General features: G+C 62.7%; 19 protein-coding genes. 11 read left to right on the top strand and 8 right to left on the bottom strand.

Annotation, left to right across the window (positions count from 1 at the left end; all coding sequences use genetic code 11):
• Positions 1-62: 62 nt before the first annotated feature.
• From AC1Z3V_RS31235 to AC1Z3V_RS31225, 3 genes are all read left to right on the top strand, one after another.
• On the top strand, positions 63-2,165 hold the full coding sequence (locus AC1Z3V_RS31235; RefSeq protein ID WP_483503904.1) for a TonB-dependent receptor domain-containing protein: 2,103 nt from the start codon (positions 63-65) through the stop codon (positions 2,163-2,165).
• 124 nt (positions 2,166-2,289) lie between these two features.
• Positions 2,290-2,334, top strand: coding sequence for a trpE operon leader peptide TrpLE (gene trpLE, locus AC1Z3V_RS31230; RefSeq protein ID WP_178385070.1), 45 nt, complete (start codon positions 2,290-2,292; stop codon positions 2,332-2,334).
• A gap of 112 nt (positions 2,335-2,446) precedes the next feature.
• Complete coding sequence (locus AC1Z3V_RS31225; protein WP_483503902.1) at positions 2,447-4,636, top strand: anthranilate synthase; 2,190 nt, start codon at positions 2,447-2,449, stop codon at positions 4,634-4,636.
• Positions 4,637-4,721: 85 nt separating this feature from the next.
• Here AC1Z3V_RS31225 and AC1Z3V_RS31220 read toward each other — a convergent pair whose 3' ends face one another.
• The gene (locus tag AC1Z3V_RS31220; RefSeq protein WP_483503900.1) at positions 4,722-5,648 is read right to left on the bottom strand and encodes a LysR family transcriptional regulator; all 927 of its coding nucleotides are present in this window, start codon (positions 5,646-5,648) and stop codon (positions 4,722-4,724) included.
• 178 nt (positions 5,649-5,826) lie between these two features.
• On the opposite strand from AC1Z3V_RS31220, the gene AC1Z3V_RS31215 reads away from it, so the two are divergent.
• The 3 genes from AC1Z3V_RS31215 to queF all read left to right on the top strand — a co-directional run bounded on the left by AC1Z3V_RS31215 (position 5,827) and on the right by queF (position 9,061).
• Positions 5,827-7,401: an MFS transporter gene (locus AC1Z3V_RS31215; protein ID WP_483503898.1), complete on the top strand. Its 1,575-nt coding sequence runs from the start codon at positions 5,827-5,829 to the stop codon at positions 7,399-7,401.
• 123 nt (positions 7,402-7,524) lie between these two features.
• A complete protein-coding gene (locus tag AC1Z3V_RS31210; protein ID WP_483503896.1) occupies positions 7,525-8,445 on the top strand; it encodes a cation diffusion facilitator family transporter in 921 nt (306 codons plus the stop codon).
• Positions 8,446-8,596: 151 nt separating this feature from the next.
• A complete protein-coding gene (gene queF / locus AC1Z3V_RS31205) occupies positions 8,597-9,061 on the top strand; it encodes a preQ(1) synthase (protein WP_429816187.1) in 465 nt (154 codons plus the stop codon).
• A gap of 51 nt (positions 9,062-9,112) precedes the next feature.
• On the opposite strand, the gene AC1Z3V_RS31200 is transcribed toward queF, so the two are convergent.
• On the bottom strand, positions 9,113-9,691 hold the full coding sequence (locus AC1Z3V_RS31200; RefSeq protein ID WP_429816184.1) for a HupE/UreJ family protein: 579 nt from the start codon (positions 9,689-9,691) through the stop codon (positions 9,113-9,115).
• Positions 9,692-9,930: 239 nt separating this feature from the next.
• Between AC1Z3V_RS31200 and AC1Z3V_RS31195 the strand changes: the two genes are divergently transcribed.
• Both AC1Z3V_RS31195 and leuA read left to right on the top strand, forming a co-directional pair.
• Positions 9,931-10,518: an ATP-dependent Clp protease proteolytic subunit gene (locus AC1Z3V_RS31195; protein ID WP_483503893.1), complete on the top strand. Its 588-nt coding sequence runs from the start codon at positions 9,931-9,933 to the stop codon at positions 10,516-10,518.
• A 473-nt stretch (positions 10,519-10,991) separates the two neighbouring features.
• Positions 10,992-12,701: a 2-isopropylmalate synthase gene (gene leuA, locus AC1Z3V_RS31190; RefSeq protein WP_483503891.1), complete on the top strand. Its 1,710-nt coding sequence runs from the start codon at positions 10,992-10,994 to the stop codon at positions 12,699-12,701.
• Between the two features lie 120 nt (positions 12,702-12,821).
• On the opposite strand, the gene AC1Z3V_RS31185 is transcribed toward leuA, so the two are convergent.
• Both AC1Z3V_RS31185 and AC1Z3V_RS31180 read right to left on the bottom strand, forming a co-directional pair.
• Positions 12,822-13,649, bottom strand: coding sequence for an anti-sigma factor family protein (locus AC1Z3V_RS31185; protein WP_483503889.1), 828 nt, complete (start codon positions 13,647-13,649; stop codon positions 12,822-12,824).
• Between the two features lie 3 nt (positions 13,650-13,652).
• On the bottom strand, positions 13,653-14,171 hold the full coding sequence (locus tag AC1Z3V_RS31180) for an RNA polymerase sigma factor (protein ID WP_483503887.1): 519 nt from the start codon (positions 14,169-14,171) through the stop codon (positions 13,653-13,655).
• 288 nt (positions 14,172-14,459) lie between these two features.
• Between AC1Z3V_RS31180 and AC1Z3V_RS31175 the strand changes: the two genes are divergently transcribed.
• Positions 14,460-15,401 carry a DUF3313 domain-containing protein gene (locus AC1Z3V_RS31175; RefSeq protein WP_483503885.1) on the top strand — a complete coding sequence of 314 codons (942 nt, stop codon included), beginning with the start codon at positions 14,460-14,462 and terminating at the stop codon, positions 15,399-15,401.
• Positions 15,402-15,501: 100 nt separating this feature from the next.
• On the opposite strand, the gene AC1Z3V_RS31170 is transcribed toward AC1Z3V_RS31175, so the two are convergent.
• Together AC1Z3V_RS31170 and AC1Z3V_RS31165 are read right to left on the bottom strand one after the other, a co-directional pair.
• Positions 15,502-16,050, bottom strand: coding sequence for a tetratricopeptide repeat protein (locus AC1Z3V_RS31170; RefSeq protein ID WP_483503883.1), 549 nt, complete (start codon positions 16,048-16,050; stop codon positions 15,502-15,504).
• 239 nt (positions 16,051-16,289) lie between these two features.
• Complete coding sequence (locus tag AC1Z3V_RS31165; protein WP_429816164.1) at positions 16,290-17,192, bottom strand: metallophosphoesterase family protein; 903 nt, start codon at positions 17,190-17,192, stop codon at positions 16,290-16,292.
• 78 nt (positions 17,193-17,270) lie between these two features.
• On the opposite strand from AC1Z3V_RS31165, the gene AC1Z3V_RS31160 reads away from it, so the two are divergent.
• Positions 17,271-17,771 carry an NUDIX domain-containing protein gene (locus AC1Z3V_RS31160; protein WP_483503881.1) on the top strand — a complete coding sequence of 167 codons (501 nt, stop codon included), beginning with the start codon at positions 17,271-17,273 and terminating at the stop codon, positions 17,769-17,771.
• A 28-nt stretch (positions 17,772-17,799) separates the two neighbouring features.
• Here the strand turns inward: AC1Z3V_RS31160 and AC1Z3V_RS31155 are convergent, their stop codons facing one another.
• Complete coding sequence (locus AC1Z3V_RS31155; protein WP_483503879.1) at positions 17,800-18,777, bottom strand: glutathione S-transferase family protein; 978 nt, start codon at positions 18,775-18,777, stop codon at positions 17,800-17,802.
• A gap of 259 nt (positions 18,778-19,036) precedes the next feature.
• Between AC1Z3V_RS31155 and AC1Z3V_RS31150 the strand changes: the two genes are divergently transcribed.
• On the top strand, positions 19,037-19,582 hold the full coding sequence (locus tag AC1Z3V_RS31150; RefSeq protein WP_429816156.1) for a GNAT family N-acetyltransferase: 546 nt from the start codon (positions 19,037-19,039) through the stop codon (positions 19,580-19,582).
• A gap of 8 nt (positions 19,583-19,590) precedes the next feature.
• Here AC1Z3V_RS31150 and AC1Z3V_RS31145 read toward each other — a convergent pair whose 3' ends face one another.
• Positions 19,591-20,013 carry a GNAT family N-acetyltransferase gene (locus tag AC1Z3V_RS31145; RefSeq protein ID WP_483503876.1) on the bottom strand — a complete coding sequence of 141 codons (423 nt, stop codon included), beginning with the start codon at positions 20,011-20,013 and terminating at the stop codon, positions 19,591-19,593.
• Between the last annotated feature and the right edge of the window lie 4 nt (positions 20,014-20,017).

The following is a 20,017-nucleotide window of genomic DNA, read 5'->3' as shown; positions in this document are numbered from 1 at the left end:
GCCAGCCCCTTGAGTTTGCCGCTCAACAGCAAGCCCGGCCTCGAACCTCAAAGGATTGGTCCATGCTCACCCGGCATCGTCGCCAGGCCCTCTTGGCTTGCACGACAACTCTTGCAATTTCAGTCGCCACCGTCGCCTTCGCCCAGAGCGCGACAACCCAGGTAAAGCCGGAAGAGAAAAAGGCCGAGGAGACCAAGAAGGGCGAAACCTACCTGTCGCCGATCGTTGCCAAGGGCTCGCGCACCGCTGACCCCTATACCAAGGCCGGCCCGGTCAGCGTCGTCACCTCCGACCAGATCGACCTGCAATCCGGTCTCGAGACCGATGACCTGCTGCGCGGCGTTCCCGGTACTTCGACCGCGAACAACCCGCAAAACCCGGGCGTCGCCGTGAACATCCGCGGCTTCGAGGGCTCCGGCCGCGTCAACATGATGATCGACGGTGTGCGCCAGAATTTCCGTTTCACCGGCCATGAAGCCCAGGGATTTGCCTATTTCGATCCGGCATTCCTGTCCGAGATCGACGTGACCCGTGGCGCCGTTACCGGTGTTGGCGGTGGCGCACTCGCCGGTGCGGTCAATTTCAAGACCTATGACGTCGAAGACCTGATCCAGGACGGCAAGAACTACGGCGGCATCGCTTCGGCCACCTACGGCAGCAACGAGGCCGGCTGGTCGGAATCGCTGATCGGCGCCTACCGTTTCAACGACGTCTTCTCGGTGCTCGGCGGTATCAGCAAGGCCGACCCCGGCAACTACGACAACGGCAATGGCGTAAAGGTGCCCTTTACCGAGGAAGACCTGCTGTCGGGCCTGTTGAAGTTCGAGGTGACGCCGGACAAGGATCACACCTTCAAGCTCACCGGCATCACCTATGACAACGACTTCTTCGCGAACTCCTACTTCCAGAACGTGAAGAACGAGACGATTTCGGCCAGCTATTCCTACACGCCGGACAACGAACTCATCGACTTCAAGGCCAATGCCTATTGGAACCGGCTGAGGATGAAGTACGACACCGATGTTCGCGGTGGCGGCTCGGCGGCCGGCCGTCGCATCACCGATACCGGCAAGGGCTTCGATATCTCGAACACCTCGCTGTTCGATCTCGGCGATGTATCGGTCAGGTCGAACTACGGCGTCGAGTATTTCCGCGACGACTACGACGTCATCAACAGTGCTGCGCGTCCGTCCGGCGGCGTCAACGGCAGCGGCACCAATGCCACGACCGGTGTCTTCAGCAACACCACCTTCACCTATGGCATCGTCGACCTGACGGCCGGCCTGCGTTGGGATCACTTCAGCCTCGATGGCTCCGGTGCCGTCTCGGCCGGCAACCCGATCGGCCTGCCGGCGGGTCCGTACACGGTCGACAAGTCCGACGGACGTCTCAACCCAAGCGTCACGGTCGCGCTGAACCCCACCGACTGGTTCCAGCCCTATGTGACCTATGCCGAGACCTCGCGTTCGCCGACGGTCAACGAGACCTTTGCCGGCGGCTCCCACCCGGGCGGCTTCCAGATGTTCTTCCCCAACCCGTTCCTCGAGCCTGAAATCTCGAAGGGCTGGGAAATCGGTGCGAACTTCACGTTCGACGGACTGCTCGATCCCAGCGACAGCCTGCGCCTGAAGGCCAACTACTTCCACAACCGCATCGACAACTACATCACTGCAGCGCTCCTCGGTGGCGGTCGCCAGATCTTCTTCGTCAACAATCCGGGCACTTCGACGGTGCAGGGTTTCGAACTGCAGGCGGCTTACGATGCCGGCTATGTCTTTGGCGATCTCGCCTACACCTACACCGAGAGCGATCTGCCTTCCCAGGTCAACGGTTTCGGCGTCCAGAGCTACCTGCCTGACAACATCATCAGCGCAACGCTCGGTGCGCGTTTCCTCGAAGACCAGCGCCTGACGGTCGGCACGCGGCTCTATGCCGTATCGAACGCCTTCGTCGGCGAGATCAACCGCACGCCGCCGAACGTTCCGGGCTACGGCCTCGTCGACCTCTTCGCGAACTACAAGTTCGAGAATGGCTTCGAGGTGACGGCGACAGTGACGAACCTGTTCGACAAGACCTACACGCCGTCGTCGAGCACGATTGCCGGCAGCACGATCGATACGGGCCGCGGCCGCACCTTCCTGGTGACGGCGAAGGCGAAGTTCTGATAGTATCGGATCAACTCCAGTCGGGGCGGCTCGCAAGGGTCGCCTCTTTTTTTGCCGCAGCCACCGCAGTTGCCGTCGCTTTCCCGCTTGCGCGTGGCATAAAGCCACGCTAACACTTTCGCCCATGGAAAACGCACGCAACATTTCGATCTGGTGGTGGGCTCGCTGAGGCGGCCTTGACCAGTCATGCGTGATTGAGAGATGAAGCCGCCCGGAGATTTCGAGGCGGCTTTTTTCATGTTTGGGCCGCTCAAGGACCGGGCTTTTACGGAGCGAGGCGAATGGCAACGGTAATTCTCGAAGACGGAGCGGAGAGCTACACCACCAAGGGCGGCATCGTGGTGACGCGCAGGCGGCGCGAAGCTTCCTATGGCCAGGCGATCGCGAGCTATGTGGACAAGCTCGATGAACGCCGCGGCGCGGTGTTTTCTTCCAACTATGAATATCCCGGCCGCTACACCCGCTGGGACACAGCGGTCGTCGACCCTCCGCTCGGCATCTCCTCTTTCGGCCGCTCGCTCTGGATCGAAGCCTATAACGGCCGTGGCGAGGTGCTGCTGTCGATCATCGCCGAGCATCTGAAGACCGTTTCCGACATCACACTCGGCGCTTCGACCAGCCGTCGTCTGGATCTCACGATCAACGAACCGGATCGCGTCTTCACTGAGGAAGAGCGCTCGAAGATACCGACGGTGTTCAGCGTGCTTCGCGCCGTCACCAATCTTTTCCATTCGGCCGAGGATGCGAGCCTCGGCCTCTATGGCGCCTTCGGCTACGATCTCGCCTTCCAGTTCGATGCGATCGAGCTGAAGCTCAAGCGCCCGGACGACCAGCGCGACATGGTGCTGTTCCTGCCGGACGAGATCCTGGTCGTCGACCACTATGCCGCCAAGGCCTGGATCGACGGCTACGACTTCGCCAAGGATGGCCGCACCACCGAAGGCAAGGCGGACGAGATTGCGCCGGAACGGTTCCAGACGGTCGACACTATCCCGCCGCATGGCGACCATCGTCCGGGCGAATACGCCGAGCTCGTCGTCAAGGCGAAGGAGAGCTTCCGCCGCGGCGACCTCTTTGAAGTGGTGCCCGGCCAGAAGTTCTATGAGCGCTGCGAGAGCAAGCCTTCGGAGATCTCCAACCGGCTGAAGGCGATCAATCCGTCGCCCTATTCCTTCTTCATCAATCTCGGAAACCAGGAATATCTCGTCGGCGCATCGCCGGAAATGTTCGTGCGCGTTTCCGGTCGTCGCATCGAAACCTGCCCGATCTCCGGCACGATCAAGCGTGGCGACGACCCGATCGCCGACAGCGAACAGATCCTGAAGCTGCTGAACTCCAAGAAGGACGAATCCGAGCTCACCATGTGCTCGGACGTCGACCGTAACGACAAGAGCCGTGTCTGCGTGCCGGGCTCCGTCAAGGTCATCGGCCGCCGCCAGATCGAGATGTATTCGCGCCTGATCCACACGGTCGACCATATCGAAGGACGCCTGCGCGACGACATGGACGCCTTCGACGGCTTCTTGAGCCATGCCTGGGCGGTGACGGTCACCGGCGCGCCGAAGCTCTGGGCGATGCGCTTCATCGAAAGCCATGAGAAAAGCCCGCGTGCATGGTATGGTGGCGCCATCGGCATGGTCGGCTTCAACGGCGACATGAACACGGGCCTGACGCTGCGCACGATCCGCATCAAGGATGGCATCGCCGAGGTGAGGGCGGGGGCGACGCTGCTCTACGATTCAAACCCGGAAGAAGAAGAAGCCGAAACCGAACTGAAGGCCTCCGCCATGATCGCAGCCATTCGTGACGCGAAATCCGCCAACAGCGCCAAGGCAAGCCGCGACGTTGCCGCGGTTGGCGCCGGCGTCAACATCCTGCTCGTCGATCACGAGGACAGCTTCGTTCATACGCTCGCGAATTATTTCCGCCAGACGGGGGCCACCGTGACGACGGTGCGCACGCCGGTGGCCGAAGAGATCTTCGATCGCGTCAAGCCGGACCTCGTCGTACTTTCGCCTGGACCGGGCAATCCGAAAGACTTCGATTGCAAGGCGACGATCAAGAAGGCGCGGGCGCGCGACCTGCCGATTTTCGGCGTCTGCCTCGGCCTGCAGGCGCTGGCCGAAGCCTATGGCGGGGACCTGCGCCAGCTCGCGATCCCGATGCACGGCAAGCCGTCGCGCATCCGCGTGCTGGAACCCGGCATCGTCTTCTCCGGCCTCGGCAGGGAAGTGACGGTCGGTCGTTACCACTCGATCTTCGCCGATCCGTCGAGTCTGCCCGGTGATTTCATGATCACCGCCGAAAGCGAAGACGGCACGATCATGGGGATCGAGCACACGAAGGAACCGGTGGCGGCAGTGCAGTTCCACCCGGAATCGATCATGACGCTCGGTGGCGATGCCGGCATGCGGATGATCGAGAACGTGGTGGCGCATCTTGCCAAGCGCGCAAAGGTCAAGGCCGCCTGATCGCCTGAGCATTCCCGAAGTCGGGCGATGCTGGAGAGGAAACCCAAGGTGCCGCTTCCGCGCTGGAGGCGGCACCTTTTTGTCTTCACCGTGCCGCAGGCATTGCCGGCACGCGCTCGCAGCGATCGGAAAAAAGCCGCTCGCTCAGGAAATCGACGAAAACGCGCACCTTTGGCGACAGATGCCGGCTTGACGGCCAGAGAAGGTGGAACTGTCCGGGAGCGTCGAGATAGGCATCGAGCACTGTGCGGAGGCGGCCATCGGTGAGCGGTTGGCGGGCGAGGAAATCCGGCAGGCAGCCGATGCCAAGCCCGCTGAGGACAGAACCGCTCAACGCCTCCATGTTGTTGCAGGTGAGCACCGTCCTGATCTGCGGGTCGGGCCCGCCCGGGGGCATGACGATCGGCCATTCCTGCAGCTTGCGGCTGTTGGGGAAACGGAACCGGATCGCGTGATGCCCATCGAGGTCGCGCGGGCATTCAGGCGTGCCGTGCCGATCGAGATAGGCGGGGGCGGCGCAGAGCAGAAGCTGGAATGGCCTGAGCGCCCGGGTCATCAGCCGGGAATCGGGCAGCACGCCGCTGCGGATGGCAACATCCACTTCCTCGTCGATCAGGTCGACGATGCGGTCGTTGAAGTCGAGGTCGAGCTCGACCTCGGGATAACGTCGCACGAATTCCGGCAGAACCGGCAGCAGCAGATGGTAGCTGACGATCGGCACGCTGACACGCAGCCGTCCGCGTGGAACGGCCACTGCCTCGGCCAATGAAGCCTCGGCGTCGTCGAGATCGTCGAGGATGCGGCGGCAGCGCTCGTGAAAGAGGCGTCCTTCCTCGGTCAGCCGGATACTGCGCGTCGAGCGCTGCAGCAGGCGCACCCCGAGCTCTCTTTCGAGATTGGTCACGGCCTTGCCGACCGCGGAGGCGGACAGTCCGAGCACGCGTCCGGCGGCAACGAAGCTGCCGAGATCGGCAGTGCGCACGAAGGCCGTCAATCCGCTCAAGCGATCCATTGCTTCTCCATTCGAGCGTCATGTTCCAGTATGAATGGCCAAGTGGCACTGTATTCATGCAATTATGTCGAAACTATCCTGCATTCGTCAACGGATACCCGGGAGTTGCGGACCTCTGGGCGGAGGTTCCACGGAGCCTGCGCGGGTATCTCCTTTGCTCGAACGGATGGAATGAGGCATGAGAGAAGATATTCGAAACACACGCAGGCGCTGGTTCGTGCTCCCAGCGGTTTGTTGCGCCGCCGCGGCGATGCCACTTACTTTCACCGGACCGGCGGTGGCGCTGCCGGCGATCAGCCGCAGCCTCGGCGCCGATCCGATCACACTTAATTGGGTCACCAATGCCTTCATGCTGACCTTCGGCAGTTCGCTGATGGCGGCAGGGGCAGTTGCCGACAGTTTCGGTCGCAAGCGTGTCTTTCTCGGCGGTCTTGCCGCCTTCCTCTTGTTCTCGGCTGCTCTGGCATTCGCCGGCAATATCGTCTGGTTCGATGTGTTGCGTGCGCTCCAAGGGGTCGGGGCGGCCGCCGCATTCTCCGGCGGCATGGCCTCGCTTGCCCAGGAATTCGAAGAAAACGAGCGGCTGAGAGCCTTCAGCCTCGTCGGTGCCAGCTTCGGCATCGGCCTGGCCTTCGGGCCAATCGCCTCAGGCCTCATGATCGAGGCCTTCGGGTGGCCCGCGATCTTCGTGCTCGTCGTTGTTCTCGCGGGCCTGGCGCTGGCGCTCGGCGCGGTCTTCATGCGAGAGACGCGCGATCCGGATGCAACAGGCCTGGACTGGAAGGGAGCCGCGAGTTTCACCGCGGCGTTGACCGCGCTCACCTTCGGCATCCTGCAGGCCCCGGAAAGTGGCTGGAGTGATCTGCTCGTGATCGCCATGCTCGCGGCCTCCGCGTTCCTCTTTCTGGCCTTCTGGCGGATCGAACGTTCGGTCGCGCGGCCAATGCTGGATCTGACGCTCTTTCGCTATCCGCGCTTCGTCGGCGTGCAACTGCTTGCGGCCGCGCCTGCCTATGGGTTCGTGGTGCTGCTCATCCTGCTTCCCGTGCGTTTCATCGGCATAGAGGGGATGAGCGCGGTTGCCGGGGGCCAAATGATGATCACCATGTCGGCGCCGCTTCTAGTCCTGCCGGTTGCCGCGGGCCTTTTGACGCGTTGGTTCACGCCGGCGGCGATCTGCGGCGTGGGCTTGCTGCTCTCGGCGGCGGGGCTCTTCTGGCTCGGTCGGATTCCGGTGGGCTCCGAGCCGGCCATGCTGCTGGCCCCTCTGCTGTTGATCGGTCTTGGTATCAGCCTGCCCTGGGGGCTGATGGACGGGCTTGCGGTGAGTGTGGTGCCGAAGGAGCGCGCGGGCATGGCAACGGGAATATTCAGTACCACGCGCGTGGCAGGCGAGGGGGTGGCGCTCGCGATCGTGACCGCGCTTCTCTCCGCGCTCACGGCTTCGAACCTGGGTGCGGAAGCAGGCGTGACCGCTGCTGCGATGGCACAGCGCGTCGTGACCGGCAACCTCGCGGACGCAGCATTGCTCGCACCCCAGACATCGCATGCCGTGCTCCTGCAAGCCTACGGCGACGCGTTCAGTGCCCTGCTTTGGCTGCTGACCGGCATCACGGTGGCGACCGCAGCGGTCGTGTTTTTCTTCATTGGCCGGGGCGGCAAGGCTGCCGACGGCGATGAAATCAACGCCGAGCTGCTGGCCTTCGAGGCCATTCCCTGCGGAGAAACCGGATCCAGCCGAACCAATCTTTGACAAGCGGCGTTTAATCCACCATATGCTTGTCCATCAACCGCCTGCGCGAAAATTCGCGCGGGCGGTTTTGCGTTTGAATGGGCTTGCGTTTGCAACTCGTTTGCATCTGCACGAGGAATGACAATGACGACCGGAACTGAAAACCGTACCGTGCTCCGACTGGCCTTCTGGGGCATACCACTCTCGCTCGCCGTGCTCGGCCTGAAGCTGCTCGCCTGGTGGCTGACCGGCTCGATCGCGCTTCTGTCCGATGGGCTGGAGTCGACGGTCAACGTGATCGCGGCGGTGATCGCCTATGCGATGATCGGCTATGCGGCAAAGCCCGCCGATGCGGGGCATCCCTTCGGCCACCACAAGGCGGAGTATTTTTCGGCCGTCATCGAAGGCGTGCTGATCGTCGTCGCGGCACTGCTCATCGTCTGGGAGGCGGTGCCGGCGATCCTGTCGCCGGTGCTGCTCGAGGCTCCTGTGCTCGGGCTTGCGATCAACTTCGTCGCCGGCGTCATCAACGCCGTCTGGGCCTATGTGCTGATCCGCGCCGGCGCGCGCCATCGCTCTCCCGCGCTCAGCGCCGACGGTCACCATATCCTTTCCGATGTGGTGACTTCGGCCGGCGTGCTCGTCGGCCTTGTTCTCGCCATCGCCACCGGCTACGCGATCCTCGACCCGCTGCTGGCAGTTGTCGTTGCCTGCAATATCCTGTTTCAGGGCTGGAAGGTCATCTCCCGTTCGATCGACGGCTTGATGGACCGGGCGGTTTCGGGTGAAGAGGAAGAGGCGATCAAGCAGGCGATCGCGGCCAATGCCAAGGGATCGCTCGGCGTGCATGACCTCAAGACCCGCCAGGCCGGCCCTGCGATCTTCGTGGATTTCCACATGGTCGTGCCGGAGGCTATGCCGGTCGGCGAGGCGCATGATATCTGCGACCGGATCGAGGATGCGATCCGCGCCGTGCATCCGGGCGCCAGGATCGCGATCCATGTGGAGCCGGAAGGTGAAAAGGCGCACGGCGTGCGCGTCAAGACGACGTCGGCGCGCCACTGAAAGCACAAACGGCCATATTTCTCTTGAACCGCAAGAAGGTTTCCTTCTTAAGGCAGTTCTGATTTAAGGGCCGCAAGCGAGGCGGGTCGGTGTGGTGCGAGCCAGAGCCGATCGCGCTGATGCGCAAATGTTCTCACGGAGCAACAGGCAAATGAGCAAGACCGACGTATCCGGCCTTTCGCAACTGGGCGCGAAGGTCGATCTACCGCAAAGCCCGGAAGAGGCTGTGCTGGAGCGGGTGCCGAGCGGCAACCGGGGCAAGGATTATCTGGTGCGCTTCACCGCGCCGGAATTCACCTCGCTCTGCCCGATGACCGGCCAGCCGGATTTCGCCCATATCGTCATCGACTATGTGCCGGACGAGTGGCTGGTGGAATCGAAGTCGCTGAAGCTGTTCCTGCATTCCTTCCGTAACCACGGCGCTTTCCACGAGGATTGCACGATCGAGATCGCCAGCCGGCTGGTTTCGCTGCTTTCGCCGCGCTGGCTTCGCATTGGCGCCTATTGGTATCCGCGCGGCGGCATCCCGATCGACGTCTTCTGGCAGACCGGCAAGCCGCCGGAGGGTTTGTGGCTGCCCGACCAGGGCGTGCCGACCTATCGCGGTCGCGGCTAAACGAAAATGGCGGGCTCGGCCCGCCATTTGCTTTTCTCCGGGTGATTTAGATCAGCCGAAGATCAGGGCGGCGCCGGCAAGGGCGGTGAGGCCGCCGAGGATGCGGGCCAGCAGGCCGCCGCCGGAGAGGCGCTGCAGGGCGATACCGAGGCCGATGCCCGCCCCGTGAAGAGCCGCAGTGGCGGCGATGAAACCGGCCGAGAAGGCGAGCGCCCCGGCGCTGCCGAGTTCGCCGCCATGCGCATGCCCATGGAAGAGGGCGAAAACGCCGACGATTGCTGCCGACGCAGCCGTGTCGAGACGCGCGGCCATGGCGACGAGCAGGCCGAGCGCCACCACGGAAGCAAGAATTGCCGGTTCGACGAAGGGGAGCGTGACGCCGGCCACCGCCAGCGCGAAGCCTGCCGTCATCATGGCGACGAAGGCGGTGGGCACGACCCACAAGGCGCGGCCGCCGATCTGGGCGGCCCAGAGGCCAACGGCGACCATGACCAGGATATGGTCGACGCCGAAGAGCGGATGGGAGAAGCCGGCGGCAAGCGAGCCATGTTCGGCCGGATTGAGATGGGCGAAGGCGGGCGCGGCCGAAGCCGCCAGTGCCGCCGCAGCGATCAGGATGCGTCTGTTCATGCGTGTCCCCGTGGATCGGCGGGGCCTGGGAGGATGGCCCCGTCCTGCGATTGTTCGACGCGATTGATCTTATTGGCCTTTCCGGACCTGTCTATACGGCATTTGGCGCAAGCAGTTTTTACCATAAGCATAGTCCGCCCTGCCGCTATGTTGCCCCTTCCGTTTGTTGCATTGTTTTCGGGGCCGAGTCGCATTATCTGATTTTGACTGTGAATTCATGAGACGCCGGAGAAATACGGATGAACGACAACGACGACGAGGACGACAAGAAGATTGAATTGCCGCTCGGCAAGGAAACGGAGGCGAACCTTTTCAAGTCGCGTTCGATTTTCATCTACGGCACGATCAACCAGGAACTGGCGCAGAAGGTCTGCTCGCAGCTCGTGGCGCTTGCCGCGGCCAGCGACGAAGACATCCGCATCTTCGTCAATTCGCCGGGCGGCCATGTCGAGTCGGGTGACAGCATCCACGACATGATCAAGTTCGTGAAGCCGAAGGTCTGGACCATCGGCACCGGCTGGGTCGCTTCCGCCGGCGCCCTGATCTATGTCGGCGCCGCGAAGGAACGCCGCATCTGCATGCCGAACACGCGCTTCCTGCTGCATCAACCGTCCGGCGGCACCCGTGGCATGGCTTCGGACATCGAGATCCAGGCACGCGAAATCATCAAGATGAACGAGCGCCTGAACAAGATCTTCTCCGATGCGACCGGCCAGCCGGTCGAGAAGATCGCCAAGGACACCGACCGCGACTACTGGCTCTCGGCTGAAGAAGCCAAGGCCTATGGTCTCGTGTCGCGCATCATCACTTCGGCTGCGGACATCTGAGTTCGCTTCAGTCGAATGGATATCGAGGGCACCGACATCGCGCGGTGCCCTTTTCTTTTGCAGCGACCTTCGCGCATTGCGACGCTTGCTCCGGTCCGGCAAGCCGTGTATAGGCTTTGACCATGACCAAGGCAGACGCATATCGGATCGCATCGATCCCCGCCGGACACGATGACAATCGTGCGCCGTTGCGCGCCTTCGCATCGCTTCTTCTTCTCGGCCTTACTCGCGGTTGCCGGGTTCGCTGAGGAGCGCCCGGCGGCCGAAAAGCCACGCCGGCAGATGCTCCTCGAATCCATAAGAGTTTTAGGAAAAGGCGCGTTCGACGCGATGCTGTAACGCTTTAGGTCTGCTGCATAATTTGTCCTTAAATCGCTTTCCGATTTAAGGAATCGCGCAGTAGCCATCGCAATCCGATCTCCGATCGGCTATGGCAAGGCGGCCAGGACGCTCAGTGATGAAGAGAAGCTGCAATGATCCAGAAATCGCACCCCGTTAAGATTGGCATGCCGGACGCGGCGGTGAAGTATCAACCCTATCCGCAGATTGCGCTTGCCGACCGTACCTGGCCGTCAAAGACGATCACCAAGGCGCCGATCTGGTGCTCGGTCGACCTGCGCGACGGCAACCAGTCGCTGATCGACCCGATGGGCCACGATCGCAAGGCCCGCATGTTCCAGTTGCTGCTCGACATGGGCTTCAAGGAAATCGAGATCGGCTTCCCCTCGGCATCGCAGACCGACTTCGACTTCGCCCGCTGGTGCATCGAAGAGGGCAATGTTGCCGAGGACGTGTCGCTGCAGGTGCTGGTGCAGTGCCGGCCCGAGCTGATCACCCGCACATTCGAAGCATTGGAAGGCGCCCACAAGCCGATCGTGCACTTCTACAATTCGACCAGCGAATTGCAGCGCCGTGTGGTCTTTGCCAAGGACGTCGCCGGCATCAAGAAGATCGCCACCGATGCCGCCAAGATGATCACCGACATGGCGGCCAAGGCCGGCGGCGGCTACCGCTTCGAATATTCGCCGGAGAGCTTCACCGGCACCGAGCTCGAAGTGGCGCTGGAGATCTGCAACGCGGTCACCGAAATCGTCAAGCCGACGCCCGACAACAAGCTGATCCTGAACCTGCCGTCGACCGTCGAGATGGCGACGCCGAACATCTATGCCGACCAGATCGAGTGGATGTGCCGCAACCTCGACAACCGCGAAAGCCTGATCATCTCGTTGCACCCGCATAACGACCGCGGCACCGGCATCGCGGCCACCGAACTGGGTCTGATGGCCGGCGCCGATCGCGTCGAGGGCACGCTGTTCGGCAATGGCGAGCGGACCGGCAACGTCGACGTCGTCACGTTGGCGCTGAACATGTTCACGCAAGGCGTCGACCCGCTGCTCGACTGCTCCGATATCGAGCGCATCAAGGAAGTCTACGAATACTCCAACCAGATGGTCATTCCGGAGCGCCATCCTTATGTCGGCGAACTGGTCTATACGGCCTTCTCCGGCTCGCACCAGGACGCGATCAACAAGGGCATGAAGGCGATCAAGAGCGCCAACAAGCCGCTCTGGGAAGTGCCGTACCTGCCGATCGACCCGCGCGACGTCGGCCGCTCCTACGAGGCGATCATCCGCATCAACTCGCAGTCGGGCAAGGGCGGCATTGCCTACATCCTGCAGGAGGATTACGGCATCAACCTGCCGCGCAACCTCCAGGTCGAGTTCCGTGAGGACATTCAGCGCATCACCGACGAGGAAGGCAAGGAGCTGCCCTCGAAGCGCATCTACGAACGCTTCATCGAGCGTTATGTCGAGCAGCCGGGCGCGCGCATCAAGTTCATCGACCACCACACCTACCCGGTGGGCGAACACAAGGGCGTGCGCGTGGTTGCGGCCGAGATCACCGACAATGGCGAGATCAAGCGGATCGAAGGCAAGGGCACCGGCCCGATCGACGGATTCATCAATGCGCTGTCGATCTATCTCGGCATCGATCTCTCGGTAGCGGATTACTCCGAGCACTCGCTGCAGCACGGCTCCAACGCGGCGGCCATCGCCTATGTCGAGATGGAGCACCCGGGCGGAAAGCTGTTCGGCGCCGGCATCAACACCAACATCGTCGCGGCCTCGCTCGAAGCGATCGTCTCGGCGGCGAACCGCGTCCTGGACATGAAGCGCGGCTGACCGGCGCGTCCAGGCGAGCAAACAATAGGCCGTACCGGCAAGCCGGTGCGGCCTTTTTCATGCCATGAATTCGATTGTGGCTTGCGCCTTGAAGGGACGCCGTTTTTTCCAGAAATGGCTTCAGATCGTCGCGGCGGCCGCCTCGGCGATATCCTGCATTCCCACATGGGCGGAGGGGCCGACGAGCACGAAGGAGGCGCCGCCTCTCTGCCAGGAGACCATGCCGAGATCGTCGCGGATGCTTTCGTCAAAATTGTCCGACTGCGGCCCGGTCGTGTTCTTGAGGAAGCAGATCGCGAAGATCTCGCCCTCGGCGCTGCGGTAGACGAGCTGTGCCACGGGTTTGCCGTTGGCCACCAGCAGGCGGGCGCCTTCGAAGGTCAGGCCCTTGCCGCCGAGCTGCGGAATCTTGAAGGGAACGCCGACGCTGGACGCAAGCCAGGTCTCGATCTTGGCGGCCTCGGAGGCGGGAACCTCGACGAGATGTTCCTTCTGGCGCGAATAGACCCGGTGATAGTCGGCGATATCGTCCAGCCAGCCGCGCGCGGCGGCCACTTGGGTCGGTTCGCCCACATTGTTTGCCGCGCCGATGATGAAACCGGCCGAACCGCCGAGCAGTATCAGCGCCACCGACGCGGCAAGCACGCGCGGCCAGATACGCACATTTCGGACGCTGGCGGCCGTCGCCGTCACGCGTTCGGTCTTGGGGCTGACACCGGGACCCTGCTTGATCTGCCGCACCAGGGCCAGCGGCACCGGATCGTGCAGAAAATCCTCAAAAGCCGTATCGCCGAAGCTGCTGCCGGCCTTCAGCTTTTCGAACAAGGCCTTGGCGTCGTCGTCGCGAGCGAGAAGCGCTTCGAGTTCAGCTCGTTCCGCTTCGCCGACCTCGCCGTCGATATAGGCAGATAGGCGAACTTCGAGTGCGTGACCCTTTGTCTGTTGCAACGGTCAGGCCCTCCTTTCGGTATTCTCGGAGATCAAGGCCGCAAGCCTGAGGCGCGCGGTCGACAGCCTGCTCATGACGGTGCCGATCGGAATGCCGAGGATATCGGCCGTCTCGCGATAGCTATGGCCTTCGACGTTGACCAGCAGGAACACACTCGCAAGCCCTTCGGGCATCGACAGGATCATTTTCTGCAACTGGTTGGCGTAGACGGCTTTTTCGGCCGAAGGCTCGATGTTGAGCTCGTCCTGGCCAAGCGCATCGACCGTGCCGCTGCCGGCGCGGACCTTGCGCTTGCGAATCTCGTCGACCCAGAGGTTGCGCGTCATCGCATAGATCCAGCTCTCCAGACGGCCTTCTCCGTTCCAGAGGTGGCTGCGCGTAATCGCGCGCTCGCAGGCTTCCTGAACGAGATCGTCGGCGTCATTGGCATTGCGCGTCAGCGTCATCGCGAACCGGCGCAATTTGGGCAGGAGGCTGACCAAGTCGCGTCTGAAGTCCTTCGTTTCTGCCGCTGGACGCATTGCTCTTCCAAATGAAACGTGCCGGATCGTGCGTTTATTCGCGGTGCGGGGCACGAGCCGGATTGTATGAAACATTTGCCCCTTAGTCTGCAAGGGAAGTGCCGGAACGGAAAGCAAATTCTGCTGCTTCTTGGCGTCTTTTCCCAAAAAGCTTTTGCTTGCCGGCGGCCGTTAACCGAGGTCCTCGTTACCGTAAACTGCAGCGGCGTCCGGAGATCGCGTCAAAGTTCGGCCCGAATCTGGCCGGACCTCATCGCACAACTGCAGGTCGATGTCGGGGACACGCCAATGAACGCACAGCATCGGAATAGGATGAATTTTGCCTGGTTTGTCGGGAGGCGCCGTGGCGGAGGCTGCGTCCGGGGAGGCGCCGCGGCCATCCGCACGGTTGCCCTGGCTCCTCTGCTTGCGGGGCTCGCTGCTTGCCAGAGCGCTGAGGTCATCGAAACCGGATCGCTATCGTCCTACAAGGATTTCGTCGCCAGCAACGGGATGGTGACCAAGACGAAATATCGGGTCGATGCCGCCGCCACCAAGAACGTGAAGACGGTGCACGTGATCCCGACCACCTTCGCGGCCAGTGCCGATCTCGACAAGCTTGGAGATCCGCAGAAGAAGCTGGTGGCGACAGCGATTGACCGCTCGCTCTGCGAAGCATTGAGTGCGCAATTCGATGTCGTGCCGATATCGAAGCCGGCGGATATGGCCGTGCGTTCGGTGATCAGCAAGGTCAAATCGACAAATGCCGTCGTCGCGGGCGTGTCGACCGTCACCTCGGCGGTTTCTCCCGTTCCGGTTCCGCGCATTCCGATCGGTCTCGGAAGTCTCGCGGTCGAGGCGGAGGCTTTCGATGCGACGGGCAAGCAGATCGCCGGGCTGACCTGGGCACGTGGCGCCAACATCCTCACCAATGGCTCCCGCGCCTCGACGGCAGCCGACGCTTTTGAACTCGCCGGAGATTTTTCAGGCGATTTCAGCGCGTTGCTGGAAAAATCGGGTGATCCGATGAAATCCGATTTCAAACTGCCTTCGATGAAGAACGTCAAGAACGGCGTCGCCTATGCGGTGACGGGCAAGCCCTCTGATCCGGATTGCGCCGTTTTCGGAAAAGGATCCGGTATCGGCGGCATCGCCAGTGGCGCACTTGGCCTGCCGCCGGAATGGTCGGAGAAGAAGAACGAGAGCGCGCCGATTGCGAGCGGTGCGGGCGGAGGCGCAAGGAAGAGCTAGAAACCAATGCGGTAGCGCCGCTTGCACGCTCGGCTGAACGCACGGCGATCCGTCGCTTGGCAACCGAGGTGGCGCCCAGCGCCACCTCGGTTGCTGTTGGTCAGTATTGGCGAATGCCGCCTAGCGACTGTAGCAGGGCGCGGTAGGCCCAGGTGTTTTCGCCGCCGCGATCGCGGATCTCGACGAGTTGCACGCGGGCTTCCTCGACGCGTCCCTGATCGATCAGCGCCTGGCCCATGTAGGAGCGGGCGAGAATGTAGTTCTCGTCAGCCTGGAGCGCACGTTTGTAGTATTGCATGCCGAGTTCCATGCGGCCGGCCTTGCGGTTGGCATAGCCGAGATAGTTGAGCACGCGGGCGCTCTTCTGGTCCTTGACCGCGCCGAGCACCTTGATGGAATTTTCATACTGGCCGGCATAGGCGAGTTCGCGGGCGGCCTGGAACAGGATATCGTCGCTGAGGTCGCTTTTCTTGGCGTTGACGCAGGCATTCTTCTTTGCGTCCCACACCTTGCCATCCGTGCATTCGCTGGTCGTCTTGGTTTTCTTGGGCGGTTCGCTGGTGTCTTCGCCGGCGGCCATCACGGCCTGCGCCATGAAGCTGGTTGCGCCGGCCACAATCATGGCACCAAGCAGGCTCTTCCGGTACATCATGCCATCTCCCGTTCCTCGCGCATGCCCTCGAAAGTCAGCGCATCGTTTCAAATTGATCGCATGTCCTTGACGCCCCCGAAAGGGAGGTGAACCGCCGTCGGCCAATTCACCCACGAAGATGCCAGAAGACAGGGGACGCCACCGGCGAGCGGTGCGCGACCGGCATATGACGCATGAATACGGGAATTTATTCGCCGGACGATGAATATTCTGCGAAGCGGATCCGCCTGACGGCTTCAGAAACGCGTCGTTTCGGCGAGCGTCAGCGTGGTCGCGTCGCTGTTCAGCGCGTAGCGCTCGCGCGTGAGGTGCCAGTTTCCAGGCTCGCCGACGACGGTGAACAGGTTGTAGGCGGCTGGCGGCTTGTGGCCGTCGGGTGCCTGTGAAGCGGAGGCGATGCCGACGACCGGGACGGGAGCCTCTGGCCCTTTGAGCCAATAGACGGTGTTGAGATGGGTGTGGCCGTGAATGACCAGTTCCGCGCCGCCCGACGAAATCGTCGCGGCAAAGCGGCGAATGCCGATCATGCGCTTGTGCATCGAGGTCGCACCGCGGATCGGCGGGTGGTGGATCATGACGATGCGAAAGAGGCCGGCCTCGCCGGCGGCCCTGAGCATGTTGACGGTCGCGCGCGCCTGCCGCTGGCCGAAATAGCCGCTTGCCGCAAAAGGGGGCGTCGCGACGGCGGTCGAACAGCCGATCAGTGCGACGGGCCCTCGCACCCGCATATAGGGAAAGCAATGGTACCGGTCGTGCCAATGGGCGGGCGCATCGTCGCCCCGCATATAGGGGTACCAGGCACGGGTGGTTTTCTCGTAAGCGCCCGGCACATAGGCGTCGTGGTTGCCGGGCACGACGGAAATGTTCTCCGGCTTGCCGGCATCCTCCAGCCATTCGGTCACGGCCTTGATCTCCAGCGAAGACGCCAGGTTCACGAGGTCGCCGGTGATCGCCAGATGGTCGGGATCCTTCTTCTCGATATCGGCCAGCAGGGTGTCGAGCATGCCGGTAAAGAGATTCCGGCTGCGGTTGCGGTGCCAGTTGACGAAACCGGTGATGCGCTTCGACGCGAGCTCCCGCAGGGACAATTCGGGCAGGGGGCCGAGATGGACATCGGAGATATGGGCAAGTTTGAACATCGCCCCCGTCTAGCGCATATTCCGGTCGAGGGGAATCAGGTCGCCCGATGAATCGCGTGTGGCCGAAAATTGAGAAGGATGAGACGACTGAGCGACGAACGGCCACCGGAGATGCGGCGCTGGTATCTCCGGCTCCTGATGCGGCTCGCGCATGGCTATTTCGCACTTGCGCGCGGCATGACGATCGGCGTGCGCGCTGCCTGTTTCGATGACGAGGGCCGGGTCTTTCTGGTGCGCCATTCCTATCTGCCGGGCTGGCACCTGCCGGGGGGCGGGCTCGATCGCGACGAAGCCTCGATCGACGGGCTGCTGCGGGAGCTGCGCGAAGAGGGGAACCTGGAGGTGACGACGCCGCCGGTGCTGGTCCAGGTCTATTACAACAGGCGCACGAGTCGCCGTGACCATGTCGTCTTCTATCGCTGCACCGGCGTCAGGCAGACTGCGCCGAAGGCGCCGGACCTGGAGATTGCCGCGAGCGGTTTCTTCGCGCTCGATGCGCTGCCGGAGGAGACCACGCCGGCGACGCGCCGCCGGCTTGCGGAACTCGCCGGCAGCGCTGCTTTCGACCTTTACTGGTAGAGGCGATCGGTCCGCTCGAACGATCGGTCTACAGCCGCTCACGTCCGTGCGGGGAGGAAAGGTTAAGCACCGGACCCACCGGCACGACGCCGGTCGGGTTGATGGTCGTGTGGCTGCGGTAGTAGTGCTCCTTGATGTGGCGCATGTCGACCGTCTCGGCCACGCCCGGCACCTGGTAGAGTTCCCGGAGGTAACCCTGAAGGTTCGGATAGTCGGCGATCCGGCGAATGTTGCACTTGAAGTGGCCGACATAGACCGGGTCGAAGCGCACCAGCGTCGTGAACAGGCGCCAGTCGGCCTCGCTGAGGTGGTTGCCGATCAGGTAGCGGTGCGATGCAAGGCGTTCTTCCAGCTTGTCGAGGCGGGCGAAGAGCGCGGTGACGCTCTCTTCATAGGCGGCCTGCGTCGTGGCGAAGCCCGCCTTGTAGACGCCGTTGTTGACGTCGTTGTAGACGTCCGTGTTCATCGCATCGATCTCGCCGCGCAGTTCTTCCGGGTAGAAGTCGAGCCTCGAGCCGGTCAGGCCATCGAAGGCGGAATTGAACATCCGGATGATCTCGGAGGATTCATTCGAGACGATGGTGTTTTGCTGCTTGTCCCAGAGAACCGGCACGGTCACGCGGCCGGAGTAGTGGGCATCGGCGCGGGTATAGATCTGCCACAGCGCCTTCGATCCGAAGAGGTGGTCGCTCGTGCCGATACCGCCTTCCTTGAATTCCCAGCCCTGGGCGAGCATCAGCGGATCGACGACCGAAACGGAGATGAGGTCCTCGAGCTTCTTCAGCTTGCGAAAGATCAGCGTGCGGTGCGCCCAGGGACAGGCGAGCGAAACATAGAGATGATAGCGACCGGGCTCCGCCTTGAAGCCGGCGTCACCGCTCGGGCCGGCCGATCCGTCTGCCGTCACCCAGTTGCGGAACTGCGAAGCGCTACGCTTGAAATGGCCGTTCGTTGCCACGGTATCGTACCAAACGTCCTGCCAGACGCCGTCCACCAACCTGCCCATCCTGAAATCTCCTTCGTGATCCTTGCCCTCATAGATAGCGCTTCCAGCGGCGTCCGATAGGTAGCGAATTGGGAACAGTGCGTTTTAGGCTTTGACAGCGGGCATTTTTCTGATATCGGCGATCTCACGACTTTTTTCGTGTTGGAAGAAACCACACCGATGATGTTCTCGGGAAACCTGCGACGACGCTGATGCTGCCAACGCCCTAATTCGGGCGAAGCCATCCCTATGTCTGTCCGCATGCTTGGTTCCCGTTCTCATGAAAAAGCACGATCTCGTCTACCTGACCGAAGACGCGTCCCATGACGCAGCCATCGAAATCATCAACGAAGAAGCCTTCGGCCCCGGTCGGTTCGCCCGGGCGGCCGCGCGTATTCGCGAGCAGGGGCCGCATGATCGGTCGCTGTCCTTCATCTGCGCCGACAACGGCGAGACGATCGCCTCGGTCAGGATGACGCCGGTCATGGCCGGCTCGGTCAAAGGTCATCTGCTCGGGCCGCTCGCGGTGCGGCCGTCGCACAAGAACCAGGGCATCGGTCGGGAACTGGTGCGCATCGCCGTCGAAGCGGCACGGCGGAAGGGGTCGCAGGCGGTGATCCTCGTCGGTGATCCGCCTTACTACCAGCCGCTCGGCTTCGAGAAGGTCCGCTACGGCGCGCTCGAGTTTCCCGGGCCGGTCGATCCCGCGCGTGTGCTCGTCGTGCCGATGGCGGACGACGTGCATGCTGGCCTTGCTGGTGTCATCGGCTGGCGGGACGATGCGGTCGTGCCGGTCGTGGTGCTCGATCTGCCGCTTGCGGTCTGACGCGGACACTATCCGGCGGCGAGCGATTTCTTCAGGAAAACCCGGGTGCGGCCGATGGGGAAGTCAGGCAGCTCACCGAAGGCCTGGTAACCTTGGCGTTCGTAAGCGCGCCGGGCTTGCGGATTGAAGGTATCAATCCAGGCACTGTGGCAGCCGCGGCTTCGAGCCTCATCCTCCGCTGCCTGAAGCAGCTTGCCGGCGAGGCCTTGGCCACGAAGATCCTCCGGCAGCCACAGCCACTGCACGAAGAGCCAACCCCAGCCGGTGTAACCGTTCAGGCCACCGCGTTGCCCTTTCGCATCGGGACCGCCGACCAGAACGGCGAGCGGTCGCCGCTCCGACGGGCCGACATCGGCGGCATTGAAGGCCGTCAGGCCATTGCCGATCGTTTCCAGCGCCTCGGGTGAGGGCGCGTCCGTTACCTCGAACATCGAA

It is taken from the genome of Ensifer sp. 38_S197, assembly GCF_056924495.1.
The sequence above is the reverse complement of the archived record's forward strand: the minus strand, read 5'-3'. Positions and strand labels throughout refer to the sequence as shown.